Origin of the sequence: Pantoea graminicola (assembly GCF_048452665.1) — a bacterium.
Classification (GTDB): Bacteria; Pseudomonadota; Gammaproteobacteria; order Enterobacterales; family Enterobacteriaceae; genus Pantoea.
In genome coordinates, this window is record NZ_JBLWSJ010000006.1 from 42,496 (window position 1) to 63,813 (window position 21,318).

Consider the following 21,318-nt stretch of genomic DNA (forward strand, 5'->3'; position numbering starts at 1 on the left):
CTGTGGAAACGGAATGACTCACGTAGACGATTACGACCTTAAAATCCTGACTTTATTACAATCCAACGGCCGTCTGACCAATCAGGAACTGAGCGATCTGGTCGGGCTCTCGGCCTCACAATGCTCCCGCCGCCGTATTAATCTGGAACAGGCGAATCTGATCCTGGGCTATCACGCCCGGCTCTCACCCGATGCGATTGGGCTGGGCATGGTAGGACTGATAGAGGTGCGCCTGATTAACCATACTGCAGAGTATGTCGAGAGTTTTCACCGCATGGTGGAGCAGGAGCAGGCGATCGTCGATGCTTACAAAACCACCGGGGATGCAGACTATCTGCTTAAAGTGGCTGTGGCCGATCTCAACGCCCTGAGTGCCTTAATCAGTCAGTTAGTGGCCGGTCATCAGAGCGTATCTCATGTGAAAACGTCAGTGGTGCTGGGCCGCATGAAAGAGAACGGGCTGATGATGATGCCTGAGAGCAGAACGCGCTAAAAAGGTGCGCGCTGTGCGCTTTTGGTGCACACTGGCGGTAAAGCATGCAAACAACGCGCATCGTAACGGGGTTTTACGCAAGATATGACGGAAGCAGGCGTCATTCATGCAAAAATTTCTGTCCTGAAGTATCAGGGATATCAATGAGATATCGCGCGCTTCCGTGCAGCCGCCGGTGAGCGCGGTGACGATGGTGCGTTTTTTGCATTTGGACCGCATCCTTTGCACTGAGAAACCCCCCCATGGATAACATCGCAGAACCCGCCCGCGTCCCGCATTCGCGCATTGAAGATGCGCTGGCGATGGTGCTGGGCACCCTGATGGTCTCGTTCGGCGTCATCATGCTGAAACAGGCAGGCGCCCTGACCGGCAGCACCGCTGGTATCGCCTTTCTGATCAGTTACCTCTCGCCGCTGTCGTTTGGCGGCGCCTTCTTCCTGATCAACATTCCCTTTTACTGGCTGGCGGTAAAACGCATGGGCTGGGAATTTACCCTGAAAACCTTCTGCGCCGTCGGTCTGGTGTCGCTGTTTACCCAGCTGCATCCGCTGTTCGTCCACTTTTCCGATCTCAACCCCTTCTATGCGACACTGTTCGGTAACGTCATCATGGGAATCGGGTTTATAGTGTTGTTTCGTCATAAAGCGAGCCTGGGCGGCATCAACATTCTGGCGCTGTGGCTTCAGGATCGCTTTGGGATCCGCGCAGGAAAACTGCAAATGGCGGTGGACACCTGCGTCGTGCTGGCCTCCCTGTTTGTGGTGAGTGGCCCGATCCTGCTCGCTTCGATTGCGGGGGCGGTGATCCTGAATCTGATTATTGCAATGAACCACCGTCCGGGACGCTACCGGGTTTAACCCGTTTTTTACCTCTGGACCAATCTTGGAGACCTATACCGTGTTTCAAAACGTTGATGCCTATGCTGGCGATCCGATTCTGTCGTTGATGGAAGCCTTCAAACAAGACCCGCGCGAACACAAAGTTAACCTGAGTATCGGGCTCTATTATGACGAACAGAACATCATCCCACAGCTGAAGGCCGTGGCGGCTGCCGAAGAGCAGATCTATGCTGAGCCGCATCAGGCATCGCTCTATCTGCCAATGGAAGGGCTGAACAGCTACCGGAGTGCGATTGCACCGCTGCTGTTCGGGGCAGATCATCCGATGTTGCAGGCGGGCCGTATCGCTTCGATTCAGACGCTGGGCGGCTCGGGCGCGCTGAAAGTGGGCGCCGATTTCCTGAAACGCTATTTCCCGCAGTCCGCTGTCTGGGTCAGCGATCCGACCTGGGAAAACCATATCGCGATCTTCAACGGTGCCGGTTTTGAGGTGAACACTTACCCCTGGTATGACGCAGACACTCACGGTGTGCGCTTTGATGCCTTTATCAGCACCCTGAAAACCCTGCCGGCCCGGAGCATCGTTCTGCTGCACCCCTGCTGCCATAACCCGACCGGTGCCGACCTGACGGACGCGCAGTGGGATGAAACCATTGAGGTGCTGAAAGCGCAGCAGCTGATTCCTTTCCTGGATATCGCCTATCAGGGCTTTGGTGCCGGTATGCAGCAGGATGCTTATGCGCTGCGCGCCGTCGCAGCCGCCGGTCTGCCCGCGCTGGTGAGCAACTCCTTCTCCAAAATCTTCTCGCTCTACGGTGAGCGCGTGGGGGGGCTCTCTATCGTCTGCGACAGCGCCGAAGAGTCAGCGCGCGTGCTGGGCCAGCTTAAAGCGACCGTTCGTCGTAACTACTCCAGCCCGCCGAACTTTGGTGCGCAGGTCGTGGCGCGGGTCCTCAACGATGAGGCGCTGAAAGCGAGCTGGCTGGCAGAAGTGGAGGCGATGCGTCTGCGTATCCTCGCGATGCGTGAGTCATTAGTCGAAGTGTTGCGCACCGCGCTGCCGGGCAAAAACTTTGACTACCTGCTGAAACAGCGCGGCATGTTCAGCTATACCGGACTGAGCGCGCAGCAGGTCGATCGTCTGCGCAACGAGTTTGGCATCTACCTGGTGGGCAGTGGCCGTATGTGCGTCGCCGGTCTGAACAGCAAAAACGTGCATCAGGTGGCTGAAGCCTTTGCCGCCGTGATGTAACGGTTGCCACGCTGTGAAAAAACCGCCGGGTTCGATCCGGCGGTTTTTTTATGGGTCAGGGTTTACCTTTGGGCGACATGCTGCACACTTAAACGGGACAACCGTTCAAGGAAACCGTTATGTGGCATCAACAGACCCTCACGCTGAGCGCGAAGTCGCGCGGCTTTCATCTGGTGACCGATGAGATTGTCGGATCGCTCTCCGGCCTGCGGGATATCAAAACCGGCCTGCTGCATCTGCTGTTACAGCATACGTCGGCGTCGTTAACCTTAAATGAGAACTGTGATCCGACGGTGCGCAGCGATATGGAGCAGCATTTCATGCGGCATGTGCCGGAAAATGCACCTTATCAGCACGACTACGAAGGACGCGATGATATGCCCGCACACATCAAATCATCGATCTTAGGCGTGTCGTTACTTTTACCGGTTCAGCGCGGACGTCTGGTGCTGGGCACCTGGCAGGGTATCTGGCTGGGCGAGCATCGCATTGATGGCGGTGCCAGGCGAATTGTCGCGACGTTACAGGGGGAAGCGTAATGAATAACTCAGACTTACTGACCTATTGTATGAGCAAGCCGGGCGCGGAGCAGAGCGTCCACAGTGACTGGAAAGCCACGCAGATTAAGAGCAATGGCGTGCTGTTTGCGATGGTGCACGAGGCCAAAGGGCGGCCCGCGATATCGCTGAAATCGACGCCCGCGCTGGCCGAGTTACTGCGCGAAGAGCATAGCGACATTATTCCCAGCGAACATCTGAATAAGTCCCACTGGAGCACACTGTTTCTCGACGGTTCGCTCAAAGATTCGCAGATCTACTATCTGATCGACGCCTCCTGGCAGCAGGTGGCGGCGGGGCGGTAGACAGCAAAAAACCCTCTTACCTGAGCAAGAGGGTTAAGCGCAGGACGGTTACGCGGCAGACTGCTCGCGCAGCGTGTTGATGTCGATAACAAAGCGGTACTTCACGTCGCTTTTCAGCATACGTTCATAGGCGTCGTTAATCTGGTCCATCGCAATCAGTTCAATGTCTGAGGTGATGTTGTGCTTGCCACAGAAATCGAGCATCTCCTGCGTTTCCGCGATACCGCCGATCAGTGAACCGGCGATGCTGCGGCGCTTAAAGATCAGGTTAAACACCTGAGGTGCCGGGTGATCGTGCTCCGGCGCACCGACCAGCGTCATGTTGCCATCGAGCTTCAGCAGAGTAATGAACGGGTTGAGATCGTGCTGCGCCGCCACGGTGTTGAGGATAAAGTCGAAGCTGTTTGCGTGCTGCGCCATCTGCGCCGGATCTTTAGAGATAACCACCTCATCGGCGCCCAGACGCTTGCCATCTTCGATCTTAGAGGCCGAGGTGGTGAACAGCACCACATGCGCACCCATCGCGTGGGCGATCTTCACACCCATGTGGCCCAGACCGCCTAAACCGACGATGCCCACTTTTTTACCCGGGCCGACATTCCAGTGACGCAGCGGGGAGTAGGTGGTAATCCCGGCGCACAGCAGCGGTGCCACGCCCGCCAGCTCCAGGTTTTCGGGAATACGCAGCACAAAGCTCTCATCCACCACCATTGATGTGGAGTAGCCGCCGTAGGTAATCGCGCCGGTTTCGCGATCTTCACCGTTGTAGGTGCCGACAAACCCGTTTTCGCAGTACTGCTCCAGACCCTGCTGACAGCTCGGACAGCTGCGGCAGGAGTCGACCATGCAGCCCACGCCAACCAGATCGCCGACTTTATATTTCTGCGTCTGCGGCCCAACGGCGGTTACGCGACCGACAATTTCATGACCCGGCACAACAGGGAAAATCGTGTTTTTCCACTCATTACGGGCCTGATGCAGATCGGAATGGCAAACGCCGCAGAACAGCACTTCAAGCTGGACGTCATGGGCGCGCAGCTCACGCGGCTTGAAATCGAACGGTGCCAGTTTGGATTTTGCATCCTGAGCAGCATACGCATGCGTAATATTCATGGTGTCTCCAGTTTCGATGTGTCGTGAGTTTTTCTGATGAAGTGCAGCCGTCTGAACGGGCTGCAAAAACAGGGCGACGCAGGGCGTGCCAAAGAGGAACCGCTTAAGGATAGTCAGCGTGGTGAAAAGCGTATATGCCTATACATGTCTGAATCTTGCCTGATCCTGCATTTTTCTGGCTGAATCGGCAGGGGCAATAAAAAAGGCCCGCACGCGGCGGGCCTGAGGGAATTACTTCTGTAACAGCGGCTTCAGGAAGCGCGCCGTGTGGGATTTCTCACACTCCGCCACGGTTTCTGGCGTGCCCGCCACCAGGATTTCACCGCCGCCACTGCCCCCTTCCGGGCCGAGATCGACAATCCAGTCGGCGGTTTTCACCACGTCGAGGTTATGCTCAATCACCACGATGGTATTGCCCTGATCGCGCAGCTGATGCAGTACTTCCAGCAGTTGCTGGATATCGGCAAAGTGCAGGCCGGTGGTCGGCTCATCCAGAATGTAGAGCGTCTGGCCGGTGCCGCGTTTGGAAAGCTCACGCGCCAGTTTCACGCGCTGCGCTTCACCGCCGGAGAGCGTCGTCGCAGACTGACCGAGGCGGATGTAGGAGAGACCCACATCCATCAGCGTCTGCAGCTTACGCGCCAGTGCCGGCACCGCATCGAAGAACTCACGGGCTTCTTCGATGGTCATCTCCAGCACTTCATGAATGCTCTTGCCTTTGTACTTCACTTCCAGCGTTTCGCGGTTATAGCGTTTGCCTTTGCACTGGTCGCACGGCACGTAGATGTCCGGCAGGAAGTGCATCTCGACTTTCAGCACGCCATCGCCCTGACAGGCTTCACAGCGTCCGCCGCGCACGTTAAAGCTGAAACGGCCCGGGTTATAACCACGCGAACGCGCTTCCGGCACGCCGGCAAAGAGTTCACGTACCGGGGTGAAGATGCCGGTGTAGGTCGCCGGGTTAGAACGCGGAGTACGACCAATCGGGCTCTGATCGATATCGATCACCTTGTCGAAGTGCTCCAGACCCGCCACATCGCGGTAGGGGGCCGGTTCGGCGATGGTCGCCCCGTTCAGCGCCCGCTGTGCAATCGGGAACAGCGTATCGTTGATCAGCGTCGATTTACCCGAGCCGGAGACGCCGGTGATGCAGGTGAAGAGTCCGACCGGCAGCGTCAGCGTAACATCCTTGAGGTTGTTGCCGCGCGCGCCGGTAATCTTCAGCACCTTCGCCGGATCGCCTTTGACACGGGCTTCCGGCACCTTAATCTCACGCTTGCCGCTCAGGAACTGGCCGGTCAGCGACGCCTCCTGCGCCATGATCTCATCCACGGTGCCTTCTGCGACGACCTGGCCCCCATGCACACCGGCACCCGGGCCGATGTCGATCACATGGTCAGCGGCACGGATCGCATCTTCGTCGTGTTCAACCACGATCACCGTGTTACCGAGATCGCGCAGGTGAATCAGGGTGCCGAGCAGGCGCTCGTTGTCGCGCTGGTGCAGGCCGATAGAGGGCTCATCCAGCACATACATCACGCCGACCAGCCCGGCACCGATCTGGCTGGCCAGACGGATACGCTGCGCTTCACCGCCGGAAAGGGTCTCGGCAGAACGCGACATTGAGAGATAGTTCAGGCCGACGTTCACCAGGAAGCTCAGGCGATCGCCAATCTCTTTCAGAACCTTCTCGGCGATCTGCGCACGCTGGCCGCTGAGTTTCAGGTTTTCAAAGAAGGACATCGCATGACCGATGCTCATCTCCGAGATGGTCGGCAGCGTGGTGTTCTCGACATAAACGTGACGTGCTTCGCGACGCAGACGGGTACCTTCACAGCTGGCACAGGCGCGGTTGCTGATAAATTTTGCCAGCTCTTCGCGCACCGCAGAGGATTCGGTCTCTTTGTAGCGACGCTCCATGTTATTGAGCACGCCCTCGAACGGATGACGGCGTACCGAAGTGTCACCGCGATCGTTAATGTACTTAAATTCGATATTCTCTTTGCCGGATCCATACAGAATTACCTTCTGTACGTTGTCGGGCAGGCTGCCGAATGCGGCTTCAATGTCGAAGCTGAGGTGATCCGCCAGCGAACGCAGCATCTGGAAGTAGTAGAAGTTGCGGCGATCCCAGCCGCGGATAGCGCCGCCCGCCAGCGAGAGCTCCGGATTCTGTACCACGCGATCGGGGTCGAAATATTGCTGCACGCCGAGGCCGTCGCAGGTCGGACAGGCACCGGCCGGGTTGTTGAACGAGAAGAGGCGCGGCTCCAGTTCGCTCATGCTGTAACCACAGACCGGACAGGCGAAGTTAGCCGAGAAGAGCAGCTCTTCGGCGTCGGCATCATCCATATCCGCAACAATTGCCGTGCCGCCCGAAAGCTCCAGCGTGGTTTCAAACGATTCCGCCAGGCGGGTCGACAGGTCATCGCGCACTTTAAAGCGGTCAATTACCACTTCGATGGTGTGTTTCTTCTGCAGTTCCAGCTTAGGCGGATCGGAGAGGTCACACACTTCGCCATCGATGCGTGCGCGGATATAGCCCTGCGCCGCCAGGTTCTCCAGCGTCTTCGTGTGTTCGCCCTTGCGATCTTTAATCACCGGCGCCAGCAGCATCAGGCGACGGCCTTCCGGCTGCGACAGCACCTGATCAACCATCTGGCTGACGGTCTGCGCCGCCAGCGGCACATCATGATCCGGGCAGCGCGGTTCGCCCACGCGGGCAAACAGCAGGCGCAGATAATCATGGATCTCGGTGATGGTTCCCACCGTAGAACGCGGGTTGTGCGACGTGGATTTCTGTTCGATAGAGATGGCGGGCGACAAACCTTCGATGTGATCGACGTCTGGCTTCTCCATTAACGAAAGAAACTGGCGCGCATACGCAGAGAGCGACTCTACATAGCGGCGCTGACCTTCCGCATACAGCGTATCAAACGCCAGTGAGGATTTACCGGAGCCTGACAGGCCGGTCACCACAATGAGTTTGTCGCGTGGGATGGTCAGGTTAATGTTTTTCAAATTATGGGTGCGGGCACCACGAACTTCGATCTTATCCATTCACCTTTCCCGGTTAGCAGCACTCACCGCGCCTTGCCGACACGGCCAGAATAAACGTGTCATTATGGCACAAAAAATAGACTGAATAAATATCCAGTACTCTGTGGTCCGGGCGGCGGGCAGATTAAAACTGGAACCCCGCTCTAAAGTGGGAAACAGTGCGCAGGACGTGTTAGAATTGATGGATTAGACTGTATGCATTAACTCATCGGGAGACAGCAACATGGCCAGTCGTGGCGTTAACAAAGTGATTCTTGTCGGGAATCTGGGTCAGGATCCGGAAGTACGTTATATGCCCAATGGCGGCGCGGTTGCGAACATTACGCTGGCGACGTCTGAGAGCTGGCGTGACAAGCAGACCGGTGAAAACAAAGAGATCACCGAGTGGCACCGCGTGGTGCTGTTTGGCAAACTGGCTGAAGTCGCGGGCGAATACCTGAAAAAAGGATCGCAGGTCTACATCGAAGGCCAGCTGCGTACCCGTAAATGGCAGGATCAGGGTGGCCAGGAGCGTTACACCACAGAAGTGGTCGTGAACGTCGGTGGCACCATGCAGATGCTGGGTGGCCGTCAGCAGAGCGGTAACGCCGGTGCGCAGGGCGGTGGCAACAACAACGGCTGGGGTCAGCCGCAGCAGCCGCAGGGCAACAACAACCAGTTCAGCGGCGGCGCGCAGTCCCGTCCGCAGCAGCAGCCACAGAGCGCACCTGCCAGTAACAACAACGAACCGCCAATGGATTTCGACGACGATATTCCGTTCTGATTCCACTGGCAGAAAGAGTGCCGAAAAGCCCGCGATGCGGGCTTTTTTTTATGCGCTGTGTCCATGTTCCCGCGCCGATCGCGCTGCCGGTGTCGCGTTCCTGCGCGGCACGTCGCCGGATAGCCGCAGCGGCGAGCACACCTCATACCATGAATACGTCTGCTGTGCCGTCGTGCACACAGTGAATCGCAATTTTTTGCATTTTGCCCCCGGTCGCAGGCATTCTGAAGGTCACATCGGTTCAGAAGAGGAGTCAATCGTGGAAGGTGTTCCGGCGAGTTTCCCGTATGAGAAAGATCGCGCCTGTTTCCGGCAACCTACCGGACTGCCCGGTGTGGAACTCTATCAGGCCCACATCTCCCGTTACGCCTTTGAGCCCCACACCCATGAAGCCTTTGGGATTGGCACTATCGAAGCGGGCGCGCAGCGTTTCCGCTATCGCGGCACCCAGTATACGGCACCGGTCAACTCGCTGGTCACGATGAACCCGGATGAGCTGCACACCGGCGAGTCGGCGTGCGAGGAGGGGTGGCGCTATCAGATGATCTATATCCAGCCGCAGCGGATGGAGGAGCTGACCGGCGACCGCGGCTGGTGGTTTAACGAGGCGCTGCTGACCGATCCGCGCGTGGCACAGCCGCTTTCCCGCACGCTGGCCGGGCTCTGGCAGGCGGAGTCTGAGCTGGCACGTCATGGCCTGCTCGCGGAACTGCTGCTGCAGATCCGGCCGCTGGCACGCATGGCCTCGCCGGGCCGGATCGAAACCGGTCATCGTTTTGACCTGGTGCGTGATTATCTGCGTGCGAACCTGGCCGAGCCGGTACGGCTGGATGAGCTGGCGGCGCTGGCTTCGCTGTCGCCGTGGCACTTCTTACGCGCCTTTCGTCAGCACTATCACGTCACGCCACATCAGATGCTGATGGCCTTCCGGCTTTACGAGGCGAAACAGCGGCTGGCGCGGGGTGAACCGGCCGCCAGCGTCGCGGCGGCGGTGGGCTTAACCGATCAGGCTCATCTGACCCGCGCCTTTGCCCACCGGTATGGCATCACGCCGGGACGCTATCAGAAACAGGTGCGCCAGCCCTGACGCGATCGCAATCTGCTACAAGCATTGCCCGCCCGAATCCGCCACACTGCCCGAAAACGTCATACGGGAAAAAATCATGTTTGCTGGCGTCATCTTTGCCATCACTGCCGGGCTGATGTGGGGGCTGATCTTTGTCGGGCCGCTGCTGGTGCCCGATTACCCCGGCGCGCTGCAATCGGCGGGGCGTTATGTCGCCTTTGGCGTGATCGCCCTGCCGCTGGCCTGGCACGATCGTCGCCGTCTGCGTCAGCTGGTGCGAGCAGACTGGCGCGAAGCCATTAAGCTCTCGCTGGTGGGAAACCTCTTCTATTATGCTTTTCTGGCGAACGCCATTCAGCGAACCGGCGGACCGGTTTCGACCATGATTATCGGCACGCTGCCGGTCGTGATCGCCGTGACGGCCAATCTCTGTTACGGCCATCTCGAAGGGCGGCTGTCGTGGCGGCGGCTGTTTCCGGCGCTGATCATGATGGCCGCCGGGCTGCTCTGCGTGAACGCGGCGGAGCTGCAGAATCAGGGCGCGATGCTGGATCCTGGCCGTTACCTGACCGGGCTTGTGCTGGCACTGCTGGCCGTGATCTGCTGGACCTGGTATCCGCTGCGCAACGCCCGCTGGCTGCGGACGCATCCCGGACTGCGGCCCTCGACCTGGGCCACCGCGCAGGGGCTGGTGACACTGCCGATGGCGCTGGTGATGTATCTGCTGGTCAGCGTGCAGATCGCCTGGCAGCAGCCCGCATTTTCACTGCCGTTCGGGCCACGGCCCGCCGTGTTTGTCACTCTGATGCTGACGATTGGCCTGCTCTGTTCCTGGCTCGGCACCCTGTGCTGGAACGCAGCCAGCCAGCGTCTGCCTACCGTGCTGATGGGGCCGCTGATCGTTTTTGAGATCCTGTTCGGCCTGTTATGGACTTTTCTCTGGTATCAACGCTGGCCGCCGCAGCTCACTGTTGCGGGGATTCTCTGTCTGATGGCGGGCGTAATCTGGGCCATGCGTATCAAACCTCAGCCGCGGGTGGTGTCGGTGAACGACTAACCCCCCACGCGAAACAGCAGGTGATTGCCGCGCAGAGACGACGCTGCGCGGCTTTTTAAGATTAAGCCCTATGCCGATTTGCTCGCTCTCCGGCAGATTTATGCCGCGAAATCGTTTTCATAGGGCGCTGCACCCAGGCGATTCCCCGTGCTTCCCCTGGTTATCCCCCCTTAACCCGTGAAAAAAAGCCTCTTACACCCGTCTCTCCCCCGATCTTTTCGCACCGAAAAGGGATTCACTGTTCAGATATCGGTCATTAATCAGGGAAAAAGGGACAACATTATGGACGTTACGCTTTTATCCACGGCTTTTTATTGTGGTCTGGCCCTGAGAAAAGCGGGTTAAAAACCACGATTAACTTCACTCAGTGATAAAGGAGTAAGACAATTCCGCCGCTGCGTTAATAAATAAATATTAATCTCTGGCATCAATGATGCGCAATGAAGAGAAGCAGGCGTAAGACAGATAACGTTAGTGTTAAGGAGCAATAAACTATTTATCCTGGATTATTCCTGGTCCCGGCAGAGGCAATTAACGCACTGCACGACAATTAAAGCGAAGCCGAAAGATTTTCGTCAGGACCATTGTTAACTTAAAAAAGACGTGACGATTTTTTGGCCGATGTTTAAAGCGGCTTAATCATATTCAGCGTGTTTAGTTCCGGGGATTAGCAGGGCTTATCAGATAACGAGAGGGCCCGGCCCCGCTGTTAACGGGGCCGGGAGGAGGAGAAAAGGCGTGGAATGCGAGACTTTTGCTGTTGTGAATCAATTTTACCGCAAAAAAAGAAGCTTAGCCGTGAAGCCATTCATTAGTTATAAATGGAGCGGAAAAGGGTGCCGCAATTGTCCTGTTAAATGATCTTCATCTCTTCTGGTAAGAACAAATCTCAGCGTTAAGTCTAAAAAGCGCGGTAGCATTAGGTTCAGCGGTTCTCCGTGCCTGACGGATAGTGGTAGACGCTGCGGCTGATATCCAATAAGCGGCAGCTGCGGCGGGTGCCGATGTCAAAAGTACTCTGCAGAAAATCCACAGCCTGACGTTTTTCATTCGTCGTAAAGAAGTGCTTCAGCACGCTCTGCAGCATCTCTTTGTCAGAGTTGAGGATCTGCAGTTCGCGTGTGATGTTCTGCAGTTTTTCTTCCAGATCCTTGATTTTTCTGCCTTCTTCCGAAGACAACCCAGAAAACTTCTTCTTCCAGCTGTAGAACGTGGCTTCAGAGATGCCTAACTCTTCACAGATTTCCCTGACTTTCACGCCCGATTCAGAAGCTTTAATGGCATTTGTGATTTGATCTTCGCTGTATCGTGACTTTCTCATAAATGCTCTTACCTTTCTTATCGATTAATGGATGAGAATGACTTTAATAATTTCTGGCACTGTAAGATTCTATTAAGGCAGTATTAAAGTGCGCGAGTTGAATTGCGAAGCCTAAATTAAGATATTTGGAATAAATATCATCATGGGATAAATCTTATTTTATTCTTATCGGCCAGGCGTGCCTTCCTGGAGGCGGGTTTTTGTTATAAATTCATCGCATCCAAATTACGAAAAAATTCTACGTACATTGGATATTTAGCCTTATCGACCTGATTAATTTGCCGATAAGGCGCTTTAAGGTTGTTTTATTTTCAGCCTGAAATCGTTTCCATTTGAAGTGATTCGCGCCATTTATAATAAGAATTATCCTGAATTCACTCTCCGGAATATGATTTACTTCTCACTTTTCGGACCAGTTTGGTCTGAAGTCTTACATTTCCGCCAGGCCCACTGAGCGCTTATTAATTCGTTACAGGGATGTTGTACCGAAGCGGTTGTAGTTGAGTAATACTAAGGAAGAGTCGATGAAATTGAGCGTAATGTCGAATGCCGCCTGGATGATGTCTGAAAAGATCATCTCCGTTTTTGGCGTCATTTTTGTGACGTCTTACGTGGCGAAATCCTTTGGTCCGACGGTGTTCGGCCAGATGGCGTTTTCTACTTCACTGTTTGCAATGGTGCAGACCGTTGCAATCTTTGGCACCGAAACCATTCTGTTCAAGCGCGTCAGCAAAAATGCGGCCAAAGGGCTGCGTCTGATGACGATCGCCCGCACGCTGCGGATGGTGCTGCTGCTGGCGACATCGGTGCCAGTCTTAATCTGGGTCTGGTACAACATGCAGGAAAACTTCCTGGCATTTGCACTGGCCTCATTTGTGGCTTCGGTGTTTGTCACTCAGGACACCTTCAGCGTCTATAACAACGCCCGGCTTGCCTCGCGGCTGAACACGATCGCCAACGCGGTGGGAATGCTGCTGAGTTTCGCCATCAGCTTCACCATCGCCTGGCTGCGTCTGAATCCGCTCTGGCTGACGCTGTCGATCGTGGCCGTGACGCTGGTGCCTTACCTGATTAAACGCCGCAATTTCTATCAGGAGCATCAGGATCAGATGCCGCCGCGCGAGAAGCGCACCGCCTATCTGCGTTATCTGATGTATGCCGGTCTGCCGCTGGCGATCTCCAGCATCTTTATCTCTGTGCAGGTTAAAGCCGCACAGATGTTTCTGGCGGGCACCGCGCCCGCGCGCGACCTTGGCCTGTTTGCGGCGGCTAACACCATTTCCGCCTCCTGGATTTTTATCCCGGTGGCGCTTATCACCTCCTGCTTCACTGAAATTTTCAGAGAGCGCGGCGAGGTAGCCATTAAGCTGGCTGCCCGGCTCAATGGCTATGTTATGGCTGTCTCCCTGTTGATGTTGCTGGTTATTTCGCTTTACGGCGAGCGGATCATCATTGCGTTGTACGGGCCGGAATACACACAGTCAGGAAGTCTCATTACGTTGCTGTCGATAGCGACCAGCTTTTCGGCAATGGGAACGGTAGCGTATCGCTACATGGTTAAAGAGGGAGGATTCAACTACCTGCTGCGGAAAATCATCTGCCTGATGGTCATCAGTCTGCCGCTCTCCTGGTGGTTGATTCAGGGGCACGGCATCATGGGGGCCGCGTGGAGCGTTTTCCTTTCAGAGCTCTTGTCCCTGACCGTAATGAATTACTTCTTTAAAAACGGCGTCATTCAAAAGATTCAGGTTTCCTCACTCAACTACAAAACCTACAAATGAGGTCAGATATGCTCAAGTTGAAAGAAGAACTCAGAAGAAGTGTGCAGTACTTTATCAAGAAGATGCCCTGGGCTTATCAGGACCGCATCTACTACTTCCATAAGTTCAGAAAGCTGCCCAATCTGCGTCAGCCAAAAGTGTTCAACGAGAAGGTGTTGTACCGTAAGTTTATCTTCGGCGATTACCAGAACTATGGTCGCCTGTCAGATAAATACTCGGTGCGCGAATTTATTGCTGAGAAAATCGGTAATGAGTACCTGATCCCGCTGGTTCACGAAACCACTGACCCGACCACGCTGAACAGCTTACCCTGCTGGAAAGGCACGGTGATCAAGCCGAACCACGCCTCCAACATGGTGGAGATTCTGCTGGAAGAGCCGGATGCGCTGCGCAAGCAGCAGATCATTCACGACTGCTATCGCTGGCTGAAGACCGACTTCGCCAACGAAGCGCGTGAGATCCACTACCGCTACATCAAACCACGCATTCTGGTAGAGAAGTACATTGGTGATGGCAAAAGCGCGCCGATCGATTACAAGTTCCATATGTTCAACAAGCGTGATGGCAAGTTCGAATATGTGTTGCAGGTGATCTACAACCGCTGCCAGCCGCTGCTGTCGATGAATTTCTATGTGAACAACCTCAGCGAGGCCTATCACAAGATTCGCGACACCGGTCTGGATGTCTCGCCGATCCTGCCTTCGCTGGAGCATGCGCTGGAACTGAGCAAGAAGCTGGCCAGTGATTTCGACTATGTGCGTGTGGACTGGTATATCCATGACGAACAGATCTACTTTGGCGAACTGACCTTCACCCCAGGTGCAGGGCTGGTAACCGGATTGGATCGCGGTTTAAATCAGATGATGGGAGATATGTGGATTCAGGACCGTCGCGGAACGCAGAGCCCGGGCGTGACAGTGCAGGATGTGAATATCCCTGCCATGTTGAAGAAAATTTAAGCACACACAGCAATATAAAAAACCCCGCTTCGCGGGGTTTTTTATGCGCAGAAATCAGGGCATCGGCCAGTCAGCAGGCGCCTGGCTCATCGCCTCAATAAAGGCATGCTTTGAGATAGCCAGGAAGTTATGCACGTTGTCCATGCTCAGGGTAATGCCCATCAGCCCGGTCACAAACCAGCAGGTCATGCCTAAACCGATCCCGCCACACATAAAAGCCATGACGTGACGGCTATCCTGACGAAGTTTAGTTTTCAGGGTGCTGGCAAAAAACATCATTACTGCGCTCAGCAACTCCCAACGCATAACAAGAAAACTGGCGGTTAACGTAGCCATCGGCCGGACCTCAATATCAGTAAGTATCCCTGACAATCTGCGGACATCACCGGCGGCGGAAAAGCGTGTCAGGAAAGACTTTTGCGCCGTCAAATCAGGTTCAAAGTGTGACGTGGGTCACATTATATCACCCGATTTTAAATTTTGAACAAAATCTGACTCATGGTGCGGGCATGAAATGAACAGCGGCGGAATAAACGGCGGGAAATCAGAGGGATGCGCCCGGGCAGGCGCATCGGTCAATCAGCGAACCGGGCAGCACTCGCCTGTGGTGCGCTGGGTAAAGCTGTTCAGCGTGTCGTTGCAGCCAAAACTCAGGAGGCGAGGGCGCTGGATGGCCTGACGACGCATGGTGTGACGATAAGCCGTCGGCGTCTGTGAAAACTGACGACGAAACACCCGGGAGAAGGTCTGCTGCGAGTCATAACCATACTGCATCGCGATATCGAAAACCGGGCGCTGCGTCTGCGACAGCGCTTCTGCCGCCAGCGTCAGACGGCGTTCACGAATATAACCACCCAGCGTCTGTTTCGTCACCGAACGGAACATACGCTGCAGGTGCCATTTCGAATAGCCCGACTTTGCGGCCACTTCGTCAATCGACAGGCTCTTATCAAGGTTCTGGTCAATCCAGTGCGTCAGGGAATGAATGATCTCTTCTTGCATGATGGCCTCATCCTTCTGGTGTGTAATAAAGAGGTAACAGGAGTTTAGTCGTTCTGATGGAGAAGAAGTATAATTCCTCAAGTTAACTTGAGGTAAAGGCTGAGATGAAAAAAGAACGTAACTATCCAAAACCGGTCTTAACGCCGGGTGAAGTGGCGCGCCGCAGCGGCGTCGCGGTCTCTGCGCTGCACTTCTACGAATCGAAAGGATTGATCTTCAGTACCCGTAACAGTGGCAATCAGCGGCGATACAGCCGTGACGTCCTGCGCCGCGTCGCGATTATCAAGATTGCACAGCGCATCGGTATTCCGCTGGCGACGGTCAGCGAGAGTCTGGACCACATTCCGGCCAACAAGCGCATGTCGACGCCGGAGTGGGATGCGCTGACGCAGCACTGGCGCGAAGAGCTGGACAAGCGGATCGAAACGCTGACCCGCCTGCGCAATGACCTGGATGGCTGCATCGGCTGCGGCTGTCTGTCGATGCGCGACTGTCCGCTGCGCAACCCTGGCGATCGGCTGGGTCAGCAGGGTTCCGGAGCCGTGCTGCTCGATCCCGAACAGGATGACAGACATGCGGAAGGTGAGTGACGTCTATACTGAGGGGAGGTCAACACACAGGGAACCACGATGATCACCGTTCACCATCTTGAGAAATCGCGCTCGCATCGGGTGCTGTGGCTGCTGGAAGAGCTGGAAGTGCCTTATCAGATCAAACGCTATCAGCGCGAGCCGACCATGCTGGCCCCGGCGGCGCTGAAAAAAGTGCATCCGCTGGGGAAATCGCCGGTCATCACCGACGGCAACCAGGTGGTCGCTGAATCCGGGGCCATTCTTGAGTACCTTGAAGAGAAATATGACCAGACGTTCAGGCTGAAGGTGAATGATGAGGCGTCGCGGTTGCAGTGCCGCTACTGGCTGCACTATGCCGAAGGCTCCCTGATGCCGCTGCTGGTAATGAAATTAATCTTCGGGCAGATGGGGAAAAAGCCGGTGCCCTGGCTGCTAAGGCCGGTAGGCGCAGCCTTTGGTAAAGGGGTGCAGAAGGCGTTTCTGGATAAACAGCTTAAGCCGCACATGGCGATGATTGAACAGCATCTGACCGCCCACGACTGGTTTGCCGGCCCGCATCTCACGATTGCGGATATCCAGATGAGCTTCCCGCTGCTCGCCCTGGCGCAGCGCGCCGGACTTGATCAGATGCCCGCCACGCAGAAATGGCTGAACACCGTGCAGCAGCGTGCCGCCTGGCAGCGGGCGATTGCGCAGGGCGGCGAACTTTCACTGCCCGGCTGACCGGGCGTCCAGGCCGCCTGGCCGGGTCCGGCCCCGGACAGGCGACTCATAACGCCCTGAAATCCCGTTAACGGCGGCGTTTCCGTCGCCCTCTCTCAGCCCGGCCATGCGCTCCGGATCCTGAAGAATCTCCCTCTGACAGTTGAAAATGGACGGCTAAACGCCGGATAATCGCCTGCCTTTTTTATCTGGCCGCGTCTGACGGGCCACTATCTGCGGCAAGGTAAACGTTTGCCTGCCGGGTTACGCCGGGCAGTGACGCCGTCTACCCGCTTATTCCAGGGACAGCGATGGTCGCAGAGCGATCCACACAACAAAAATTTTTGAGGCTCAACTATGTCAACTGAATCACGCCCGGCCAGTGGAAAACTGGACGCCTGGTTCTCGATCTCGGCGCGCGGCAGCAGCGTGCGTCAGGAAATTCTGGCCGGACTCACCACCTTCCTGGCGATGGTCTACTCCGTGATTGTGGTGCCGGGGATGCTGGGAAAAGCCGGTTTTTCTCCCTCTGCGGTCTTCGTTGCCACCTGCCTGGTCGCCAGCTTTGGCTCCATCGTCATGGGGCTGTGGGCCAATATGCCGATGGTGGTGGGCTGCGCCATCTCCTTAACCGCCTTCACCGCCTTCAGCCTGGTGCTGGGGCAGCACATCAGCGTGCCGGTCGCGCTGGGCGCTGTCTTCCTGATGGGCCTGCTGTTTACCCTGATCTCGGCGACCGGCATTCGCGCCTGGATCCTGCGTAACCTGCCGATGGGCGTCGCGCACGGCACCGGCATCGGGATCGGCCTGTTTCTGCTGCTGATTGCGGCTGACGGCGTGGGTCTGGTCATGAAAAATCCGGGACCGGGCCTGCCGGTGACCCTGGGCCACTTCACCACCTTTCCGGTGATGATGACGCTGCTGGGGCTGTCCGCGATTATCGGCCTGGAGAAGCGTCGGGTGCCGGGTGGCATTCTGCTGACGATCGTCGCCATTTCGCTGCTGGGGCTGATATTTGACCCGGCGGTCAGCTATCAGGGGCTGTTTGCGCTGCCCGCACTGCGCGACGCCAGTGGTCAGTCGCTGCTGTTCAGCCTGGACATTATGGGCGCAATGCAGCCTGTGGTGCTGCCCAGCGTCCTGGCGCTGGTGATGACGGCTGTGTTTGATGCTACCGGCACCATCCGCGCGGTGGCGGGCCAGGCCGGTCTGCTGGATAAACAGGGGCAGATCATTAACGGTGGCCGCGCGCTGACCACCGATTCCGTCAGCAGCCTGTTTGCCGGTCTGGTGGGGGCGTCTCCGGCGGCGGTCTACATTGAGTCGGCGGCCGGTACGGCGGCGGGGGGCAAAACCGGCCTGACCGCGATTGTGGTCGGTCTGCTGTTCCTTGTGATCCTGTTTATGTCACCGCTGGCGTATCTGGTGCCTGCTTACGCTACCGCCCCGGCCCTGATGTATGTCGGCCTGCTGATGCTCAGCAACGTGTCGAAGATCGACTTCAATGATTTTGTCGATGCGATGTCGGGCCTGCTCACGGCGGTAATCATCGTTCTGACCTGTAACATCGTGACCGGCATCATGATCGGCTTCGCCAGTCTGGTGGTCGGCCGTCTCTTCGCCGGTGAATGGCGTAAGCTCAACATCGGCACCGTCGTCATCGCTGTGGCGCTGGTGGCCTTTTACGCCGGAGGCTGGGCGATCTGACTGTACAACCGGACGTGCGGCTGCGCGTCCGGGATTTTTCACTGTTTTCCCGCCCGTCGCACGCGTAGCTGACAACCTTCACCGCACTTTGTTTTACACTTTAGCGCTTAACCAATGATTGAAAGAAACGACGCCTAAGGAAAGCATGGAAATCTTTTTTACTATTCTCATCATGACGCTGGTCGTGTCGCTCTCTGGCGTCGCGGCCCGTATCCTCCCTTTTCAGATCCCGTTGCCGCTGGTCCAGATCGCCGCCGGTGCGCTGCTGGCCTGGCCCACATTTGGTCTGCATGTGGACTTCGATCCGGAGCTGTTTCTGGTGCTGTTTATCCCGCCGCTGCTGTTCGCGGATGGCTGGAAAACGCCGATCAGCGAGTTCCTGCATCATGGCCGTGAGATCATCGGCTTAGCCCTGGCGCTGGTGCTGATTACCGTGATCGGTATCGGCTATCTGATCTACTGGATGGTACCCGGCATTCCGCTGATCCCGGCCTTTGCGCTGGCTGCGGTACTCTCGCCGACCGATGCCGTGGCGCTCTCCGGCATCGTCGGGGAAGGCCGCATTCCCAAGAAGATCATGTCGATTGTTCAGGGTGAAGCCCTGATGAATGACGCATCGGGCCTGGTCTCCCTGAAGTTTGCCGTCGCCGTCGCGATGGGCACCATGGTGTTTACCTGGAGCGGTGCCAGCATTGAGTTTCTCAAAGTGGCGATTGGCGGGCTGATTGCCGGTGTGGCCGTCTGCTGGCTCTACGGGAAATCGCTGCGCCTGCTCAGCCGCTGGAGCGGTGACGATCCGGCGACGCAGACCGTCCTGCTGCTGCTGCTGCCGTTTGCCTCTTACCTGATTGCCGAACATCTGGGCGTGTCAGGCATTCTGGCGGCCGTGGCGGCCGGGATGACCATCACCCGCTCCGGCATTATCCGTCAGGCGCCACTGGCGATGCGTCTGCGTGCCAACAGCGTCTGGCAGATGCTGGAGTTCGTGTTTAACGGCATGGTCTTCCTGATGCTGGGCCTGCAGCTGCCGGACATCCTGCAGACTTCTGTCGATCAGGCGCAGGCCGATCCTAATGTCGAACTCTGGATGCTGTTTGCCGACATCGGGCTGGTCTATCTGGCGCTGATGGTGGTGCGTTTCGGCTGGCTGTGGATTATGCAGCGCTTCAGCAAACGCCTGCTGAAGAAGAAGCCGCTGGAGTTCTCTAACTACTCGCTGCGTGAACTGCTGATCGCCTCCTTTGCCGGCGTGCGCGGTGCGATTACCCTGGCGGGTGTGCTGTCGATTCCCCTGTTCCTGAGCAACGGGGATCCCTTCCCGGCGCGCTATGAGCTGGTCTTCATCGCCACCGGCGTGATTCTCTTCTCGCTGCTGGTGGGTGTTGTGATCCTGCCGGTGCTGCTGCGCGGCATCGACAGCATCGACAAAGGCGCACATCGTCGCGAACTGCAGAGCGCCCGCGCGGTGATGGCCGGGGCGGCGATTGAGAGCCTGCACAAGATGGAAGAGCGGCTGGAAAATGAGTCGGAGGAGAACATCGATCCAGAGCTGCTGAAAGAGGTGAGCCTGCGGGTGATTGGTAACCTGCGTCGCCGCGCCGAAGGGAAGAATGATCTCGAACATGCGCTCTACGCCGAGAACCTGGAGCGCCGCTTCCGCCTGACCGGACTGCGCGCCGAGCGTGCCGAGGTCTACCATCTGCGCGCCACCCAGCAGATCTCCAACGAGACTATGCAGAAGTTACTGCACGATCTGGATCTGCTGGAAATCCTGCTGATCGAAAAAGAGGAGTAAGGTCAGGCTGGCACGCCTGCGCGGAGGCAGCGTGCCAGCCTTTTACACCGACAGGCGCGGCGGTTCATCCGGCCAGTGCTCGCGGCAGCAGGCAATCCACGCCTGCGCACTGCGCGACAGATAGCTCCCCTCCCGCCAGATCAATCCCAGGCTCCACTTCAGTTCCGATTCCAGCGGCAGCCACAGCAGAGACTGTTTGTCCAGGCGCTGACAGATCGGCTCCGGCAGAATCGCCAGCCCCATCCCGGCCTGCACCATCGCCGCCAGAAAATCCCACTGTCCGCTGCGCACCGCCACCGTCGGCGTCAGGCTGAGCCGCTGAAAGGCCTGCATCAGCTGACGGTTCAGCGAGAACTCTTCGTTGAAAATCAGCAGCGGATGCTGTGCGAGTTCGGTCAGACTCATCTGCTGACGGCCGAGCCACCCGGGATGGCGCGGCAGCAGCACACAGAGCGGATGATGCATCAGCGGCAGGGTGTTCAGCGGCAGCCCGGCGTCCACCGGCAGGGCGGTCAGGGCGATATCGAGGCTGCCCGCCAGCACTGCCTGCTGTACCGTCAGACCGCCAAACTCAGAGATCTTCAGCTTCACGCCGGGATAGCGGCGGCGAAAGGCGGATATCGAACCGGCTATCTGCATACCGACCATCGGCGGAATACCGAGCCGCAGCTCGCCGGTTTTAAGCTGGTTGATGTCACCGATCTCCGCCTCCAACTGATGAAACTCCTGCAGGATCGCCAGACCACGCTGATAGACCGCCTCGCCGCTGTCGGTGAGGTGCAGACGGCGGCCATCGCGCAGGATCAGCGTGCAGCCCAGCTCCTCCTCCAGCTGACGCAGCATCTTGCTGATGGTCGGCTGGGTCACGAACAGTTTCTGCGCCGCCCGGGTAAAGCTCTGCTGGCGGACGACCTCAGTAAAGTAACGCAGGGCGCGGACATCCATAACTATTCCTTTCAGGCATGATTGCGATA

Annotated in this window: 20 protein-coding genes; 14 read left to right on the plus strand and 6 right to left on the minus strand. The window is 57.0% G+C overall.

What is annotated here, in order from left to right; genetic code table 11:
• The first annotated feature begins 13 nt into the window (after positions 1–13).
• The 5 genes from ACNY69_RS14885 to ACNY69_RS14905 all read left to right on the plus strand — a co-directional run bounded on the left by ACNY69_RS14885 (position 14) and on the right by ACNY69_RS14905 (position 3,446).
• Positions 14–493, plus strand: coding sequence for an Lrp/AsnC family transcriptional regulator (locus tag ACNY69_RS14885; RefSeq protein WP_128084961.1), 480 nt, complete (start codon positions 14–16; stop codon positions 491–493).
• A gap of 242 nt (positions 494–735) precedes the next feature.
• A complete protein-coding gene (locus tag ACNY69_RS14890) occupies positions 736–1,350 on the plus strand; it encodes a YitT family protein (RefSeq protein ID WP_111140204.1) in 615 nt (204 codons plus the stop codon).
• Positions 1,351–1,390: 40 nt separating this feature from the next.
• Complete coding sequence (locus tag ACNY69_RS14895) at positions 1,391–2,584, plus strand: amino acid aminotransferase (RefSeq protein WP_111140227.1); 1,194 nt, start codon at positions 1,391–1,393, stop codon at positions 2,582–2,584.
• A 119-nt stretch (positions 2,585–2,703) separates the two neighbouring features.
• Positions 2,704–3,123, plus strand: coding sequence for a secondary thiamine-phosphate synthase enzyme YjbQ (locus ACNY69_RS14900; RefSeq protein WP_111140205.1), 420 nt, complete (start codon positions 2,704–2,706; stop codon positions 3,121–3,123).
• The gene (locus ACNY69_RS14905) at positions 3,123–3,446 is read left to right on the plus strand and encodes an MmcQ/YjbR family DNA-binding protein (RefSeq protein ID WP_111140206.1); all 324 of its coding nucleotides are present in this window, start codon (positions 3,123–3,125) and stop codon (positions 3,444–3,446) included. The genes ACNY69_RS14900 and ACNY69_RS14905 overlap by 1 nt, the downstream gene beginning before the upstream one ends.
• 48 nt (positions 3,447–3,494) lie before the next feature.
• On the opposite strand, the gene ACNY69_RS14910 is transcribed toward ACNY69_RS14905, so the two are convergent.
• Together ACNY69_RS14910 and uvrA are read right to left on the minus strand one after the other, a co-directional pair.
• A complete protein-coding gene (locus tag ACNY69_RS14910) occupies positions 3,495–4,559 on the minus strand; it encodes an NAD(P)-dependent alcohol dehydrogenase (RefSeq protein WP_293774286.1) in 1,065 nt (354 codons plus the stop codon).
• A gap of 231 nt (positions 4,560–4,790) precedes the next feature.
• A complete protein-coding gene (gene uvrA / locus ACNY69_RS14915) occupies positions 4,791–7,619 on the minus strand; it encodes an excinuclease ABC subunit UvrA (RefSeq protein WP_111140208.1) in 2,829 nt (942 codons plus the stop codon).
• Between the two features lie 223 nt (positions 7,620–7,842).
• On the opposite strand from uvrA, the gene ssb1 reads away from it, so the two are divergent.
• From ssb1 to ACNY69_RS14930, 3 genes are all read left to right on the plus strand, one after another.
• Positions 7,843–8,382, plus strand: a complete 540-nt coding sequence (gene ssb1 / locus ACNY69_RS14920; protein ID WP_418799028.1) for a single-stranded DNA-binding protein SSB1 — start codon at positions 7,843–7,845, stop codon at positions 8,380–8,382.
• A gap of 259 nt (positions 8,383–8,641) precedes the next feature.
• Positions 8,642–9,469, plus strand: a complete 828-nt coding sequence (locus ACNY69_RS14925; RefSeq protein WP_418799030.1) for an AraC family transcriptional regulator — start codon at positions 8,642–8,644, stop codon at positions 9,467–9,469.
• Positions 9,470–9,545: 76 nt separating this feature from the next.
• Positions 9,546–10,505 carry a DMT family transporter gene (locus ACNY69_RS14930; RefSeq protein ID WP_111140211.1) on the plus strand — a complete coding sequence of 320 codons (960 nt, stop codon included), beginning with the start codon at positions 9,546–9,548 and terminating at the stop codon, positions 10,503–10,505.
• A 925-nt stretch (positions 10,506–11,430) separates the two neighbouring features.
• Here the strand turns inward: ACNY69_RS14930 and ACNY69_RS14935 are convergent.
• The gene (locus tag ACNY69_RS14935) at positions 11,431–11,826 is read right to left on the minus strand and encodes a transposase (RefSeq protein ID WP_111140212.1); all 396 of its coding nucleotides are present in this window, start codon (positions 11,824–11,826) and stop codon (positions 11,431–11,433) included.
• Positions 11,827–12,350: 524 nt separating this feature from the next.
• Here ACNY69_RS14935 and ACNY69_RS14940 point away from each other — a divergent pair.
• Both ACNY69_RS14940 and ACNY69_RS14945 read left to right on the plus strand, forming a co-directional pair.
• Positions 12,351–13,607, plus strand: coding sequence for an oligosaccharide flippase family protein (locus ACNY69_RS14940; RefSeq protein WP_111140213.1), 1,257 nt, complete (start codon positions 12,351–12,353; stop codon positions 13,605–13,607).
• 8 nt (positions 13,608–13,615) lie between these two features.
• Entirely contained in the window at positions 13,616–14,566 is a 951-nt protein-coding gene (locus tag ACNY69_RS14945) for an ATP-grasp fold amidoligase family protein (RefSeq protein ID WP_111140214.1), read from the plus strand.
• Between the two features lie 54 nt (positions 14,567–14,620).
• Here ACNY69_RS14945 and ACNY69_RS14950 read toward each other — a convergent pair whose 3' ends face one another.
• Together ACNY69_RS14950 and soxS are read right to left on the minus strand one after the other, a co-directional pair.
• Positions 14,621–14,902 (minus strand): YjcB family protein, encoded by a 282-nt coding sequence (locus tag ACNY69_RS14950; RefSeq protein ID WP_111140215.1) that lies wholly within the window; start codon positions 14,900–14,902, stop codon positions 14,621–14,623.
• Between the two features lie 243 nt (positions 14,903–15,145).
• Positions 15,146–15,571, minus strand: a complete 426-nt coding sequence (soxS, locus tag ACNY69_RS14955) for a superoxide response transcriptional regulator SoxS (protein WP_199560009.1) — start codon at positions 15,569–15,571, stop codon at positions 15,146–15,148.
• Between the two features lie 101 nt (positions 15,572–15,672).
• Here soxS and soxR point away from each other — a divergent pair, with 101 nt between their 5' ends.
• From soxR to ACNY69_RS14975, 4 genes are all read left to right on the plus strand, one after another.
• The gene (gene soxR / locus ACNY69_RS14960) at positions 15,673–16,158 is read left to right on the plus strand and encodes a redox-sensitive transcriptional activator SoxR (RefSeq protein ID WP_111140217.1); all 486 of its coding nucleotides are present in this window, start codon (positions 15,673–15,675) and stop codon (positions 16,156–16,158) included.
• 39 nt (positions 16,159–16,197) lie between these two features.
• Positions 16,198–16,863: a glutathione S-transferase family protein gene (locus ACNY69_RS14965; protein WP_111140218.1), complete on the plus strand. Its 666-nt coding sequence runs from the start codon at positions 16,198–16,200 to the stop codon at positions 16,861–16,863.
• Positions 16,864–17,199: 336 nt separating this feature from the next.
• Positions 17,200–18,549, plus strand: a complete 1,350-nt coding sequence (locus ACNY69_RS14970; protein WP_293774280.1) for an NCS2 family permease — start codon at positions 17,200–17,202, stop codon at positions 18,547–18,549.
• A 145-nt stretch (positions 18,550–18,694) separates the two neighbouring features.
• Complete coding sequence (locus tag ACNY69_RS14975; RefSeq protein ID WP_111140220.1) at positions 18,695–20,344, plus strand: Na+/H+ antiporter; 1,650 nt, start codon at positions 18,695–18,697, stop codon at positions 20,342–20,344.
• A 42-nt stretch (positions 20,345–20,386) separates the two neighbouring features.
• Here the strand turns inward: ACNY69_RS14975 and ACNY69_RS14980 are convergent, their stop codons facing one another.
• Positions 20,387–21,289, minus strand: coding sequence for a LysR family transcriptional regulator (locus ACNY69_RS14980; protein ID WP_111140221.1), 903 nt, complete (start codon positions 21,287–21,289; stop codon positions 20,387–20,389).
• Positions 21,290–21,318 lie beyond the last annotated feature (29 nt).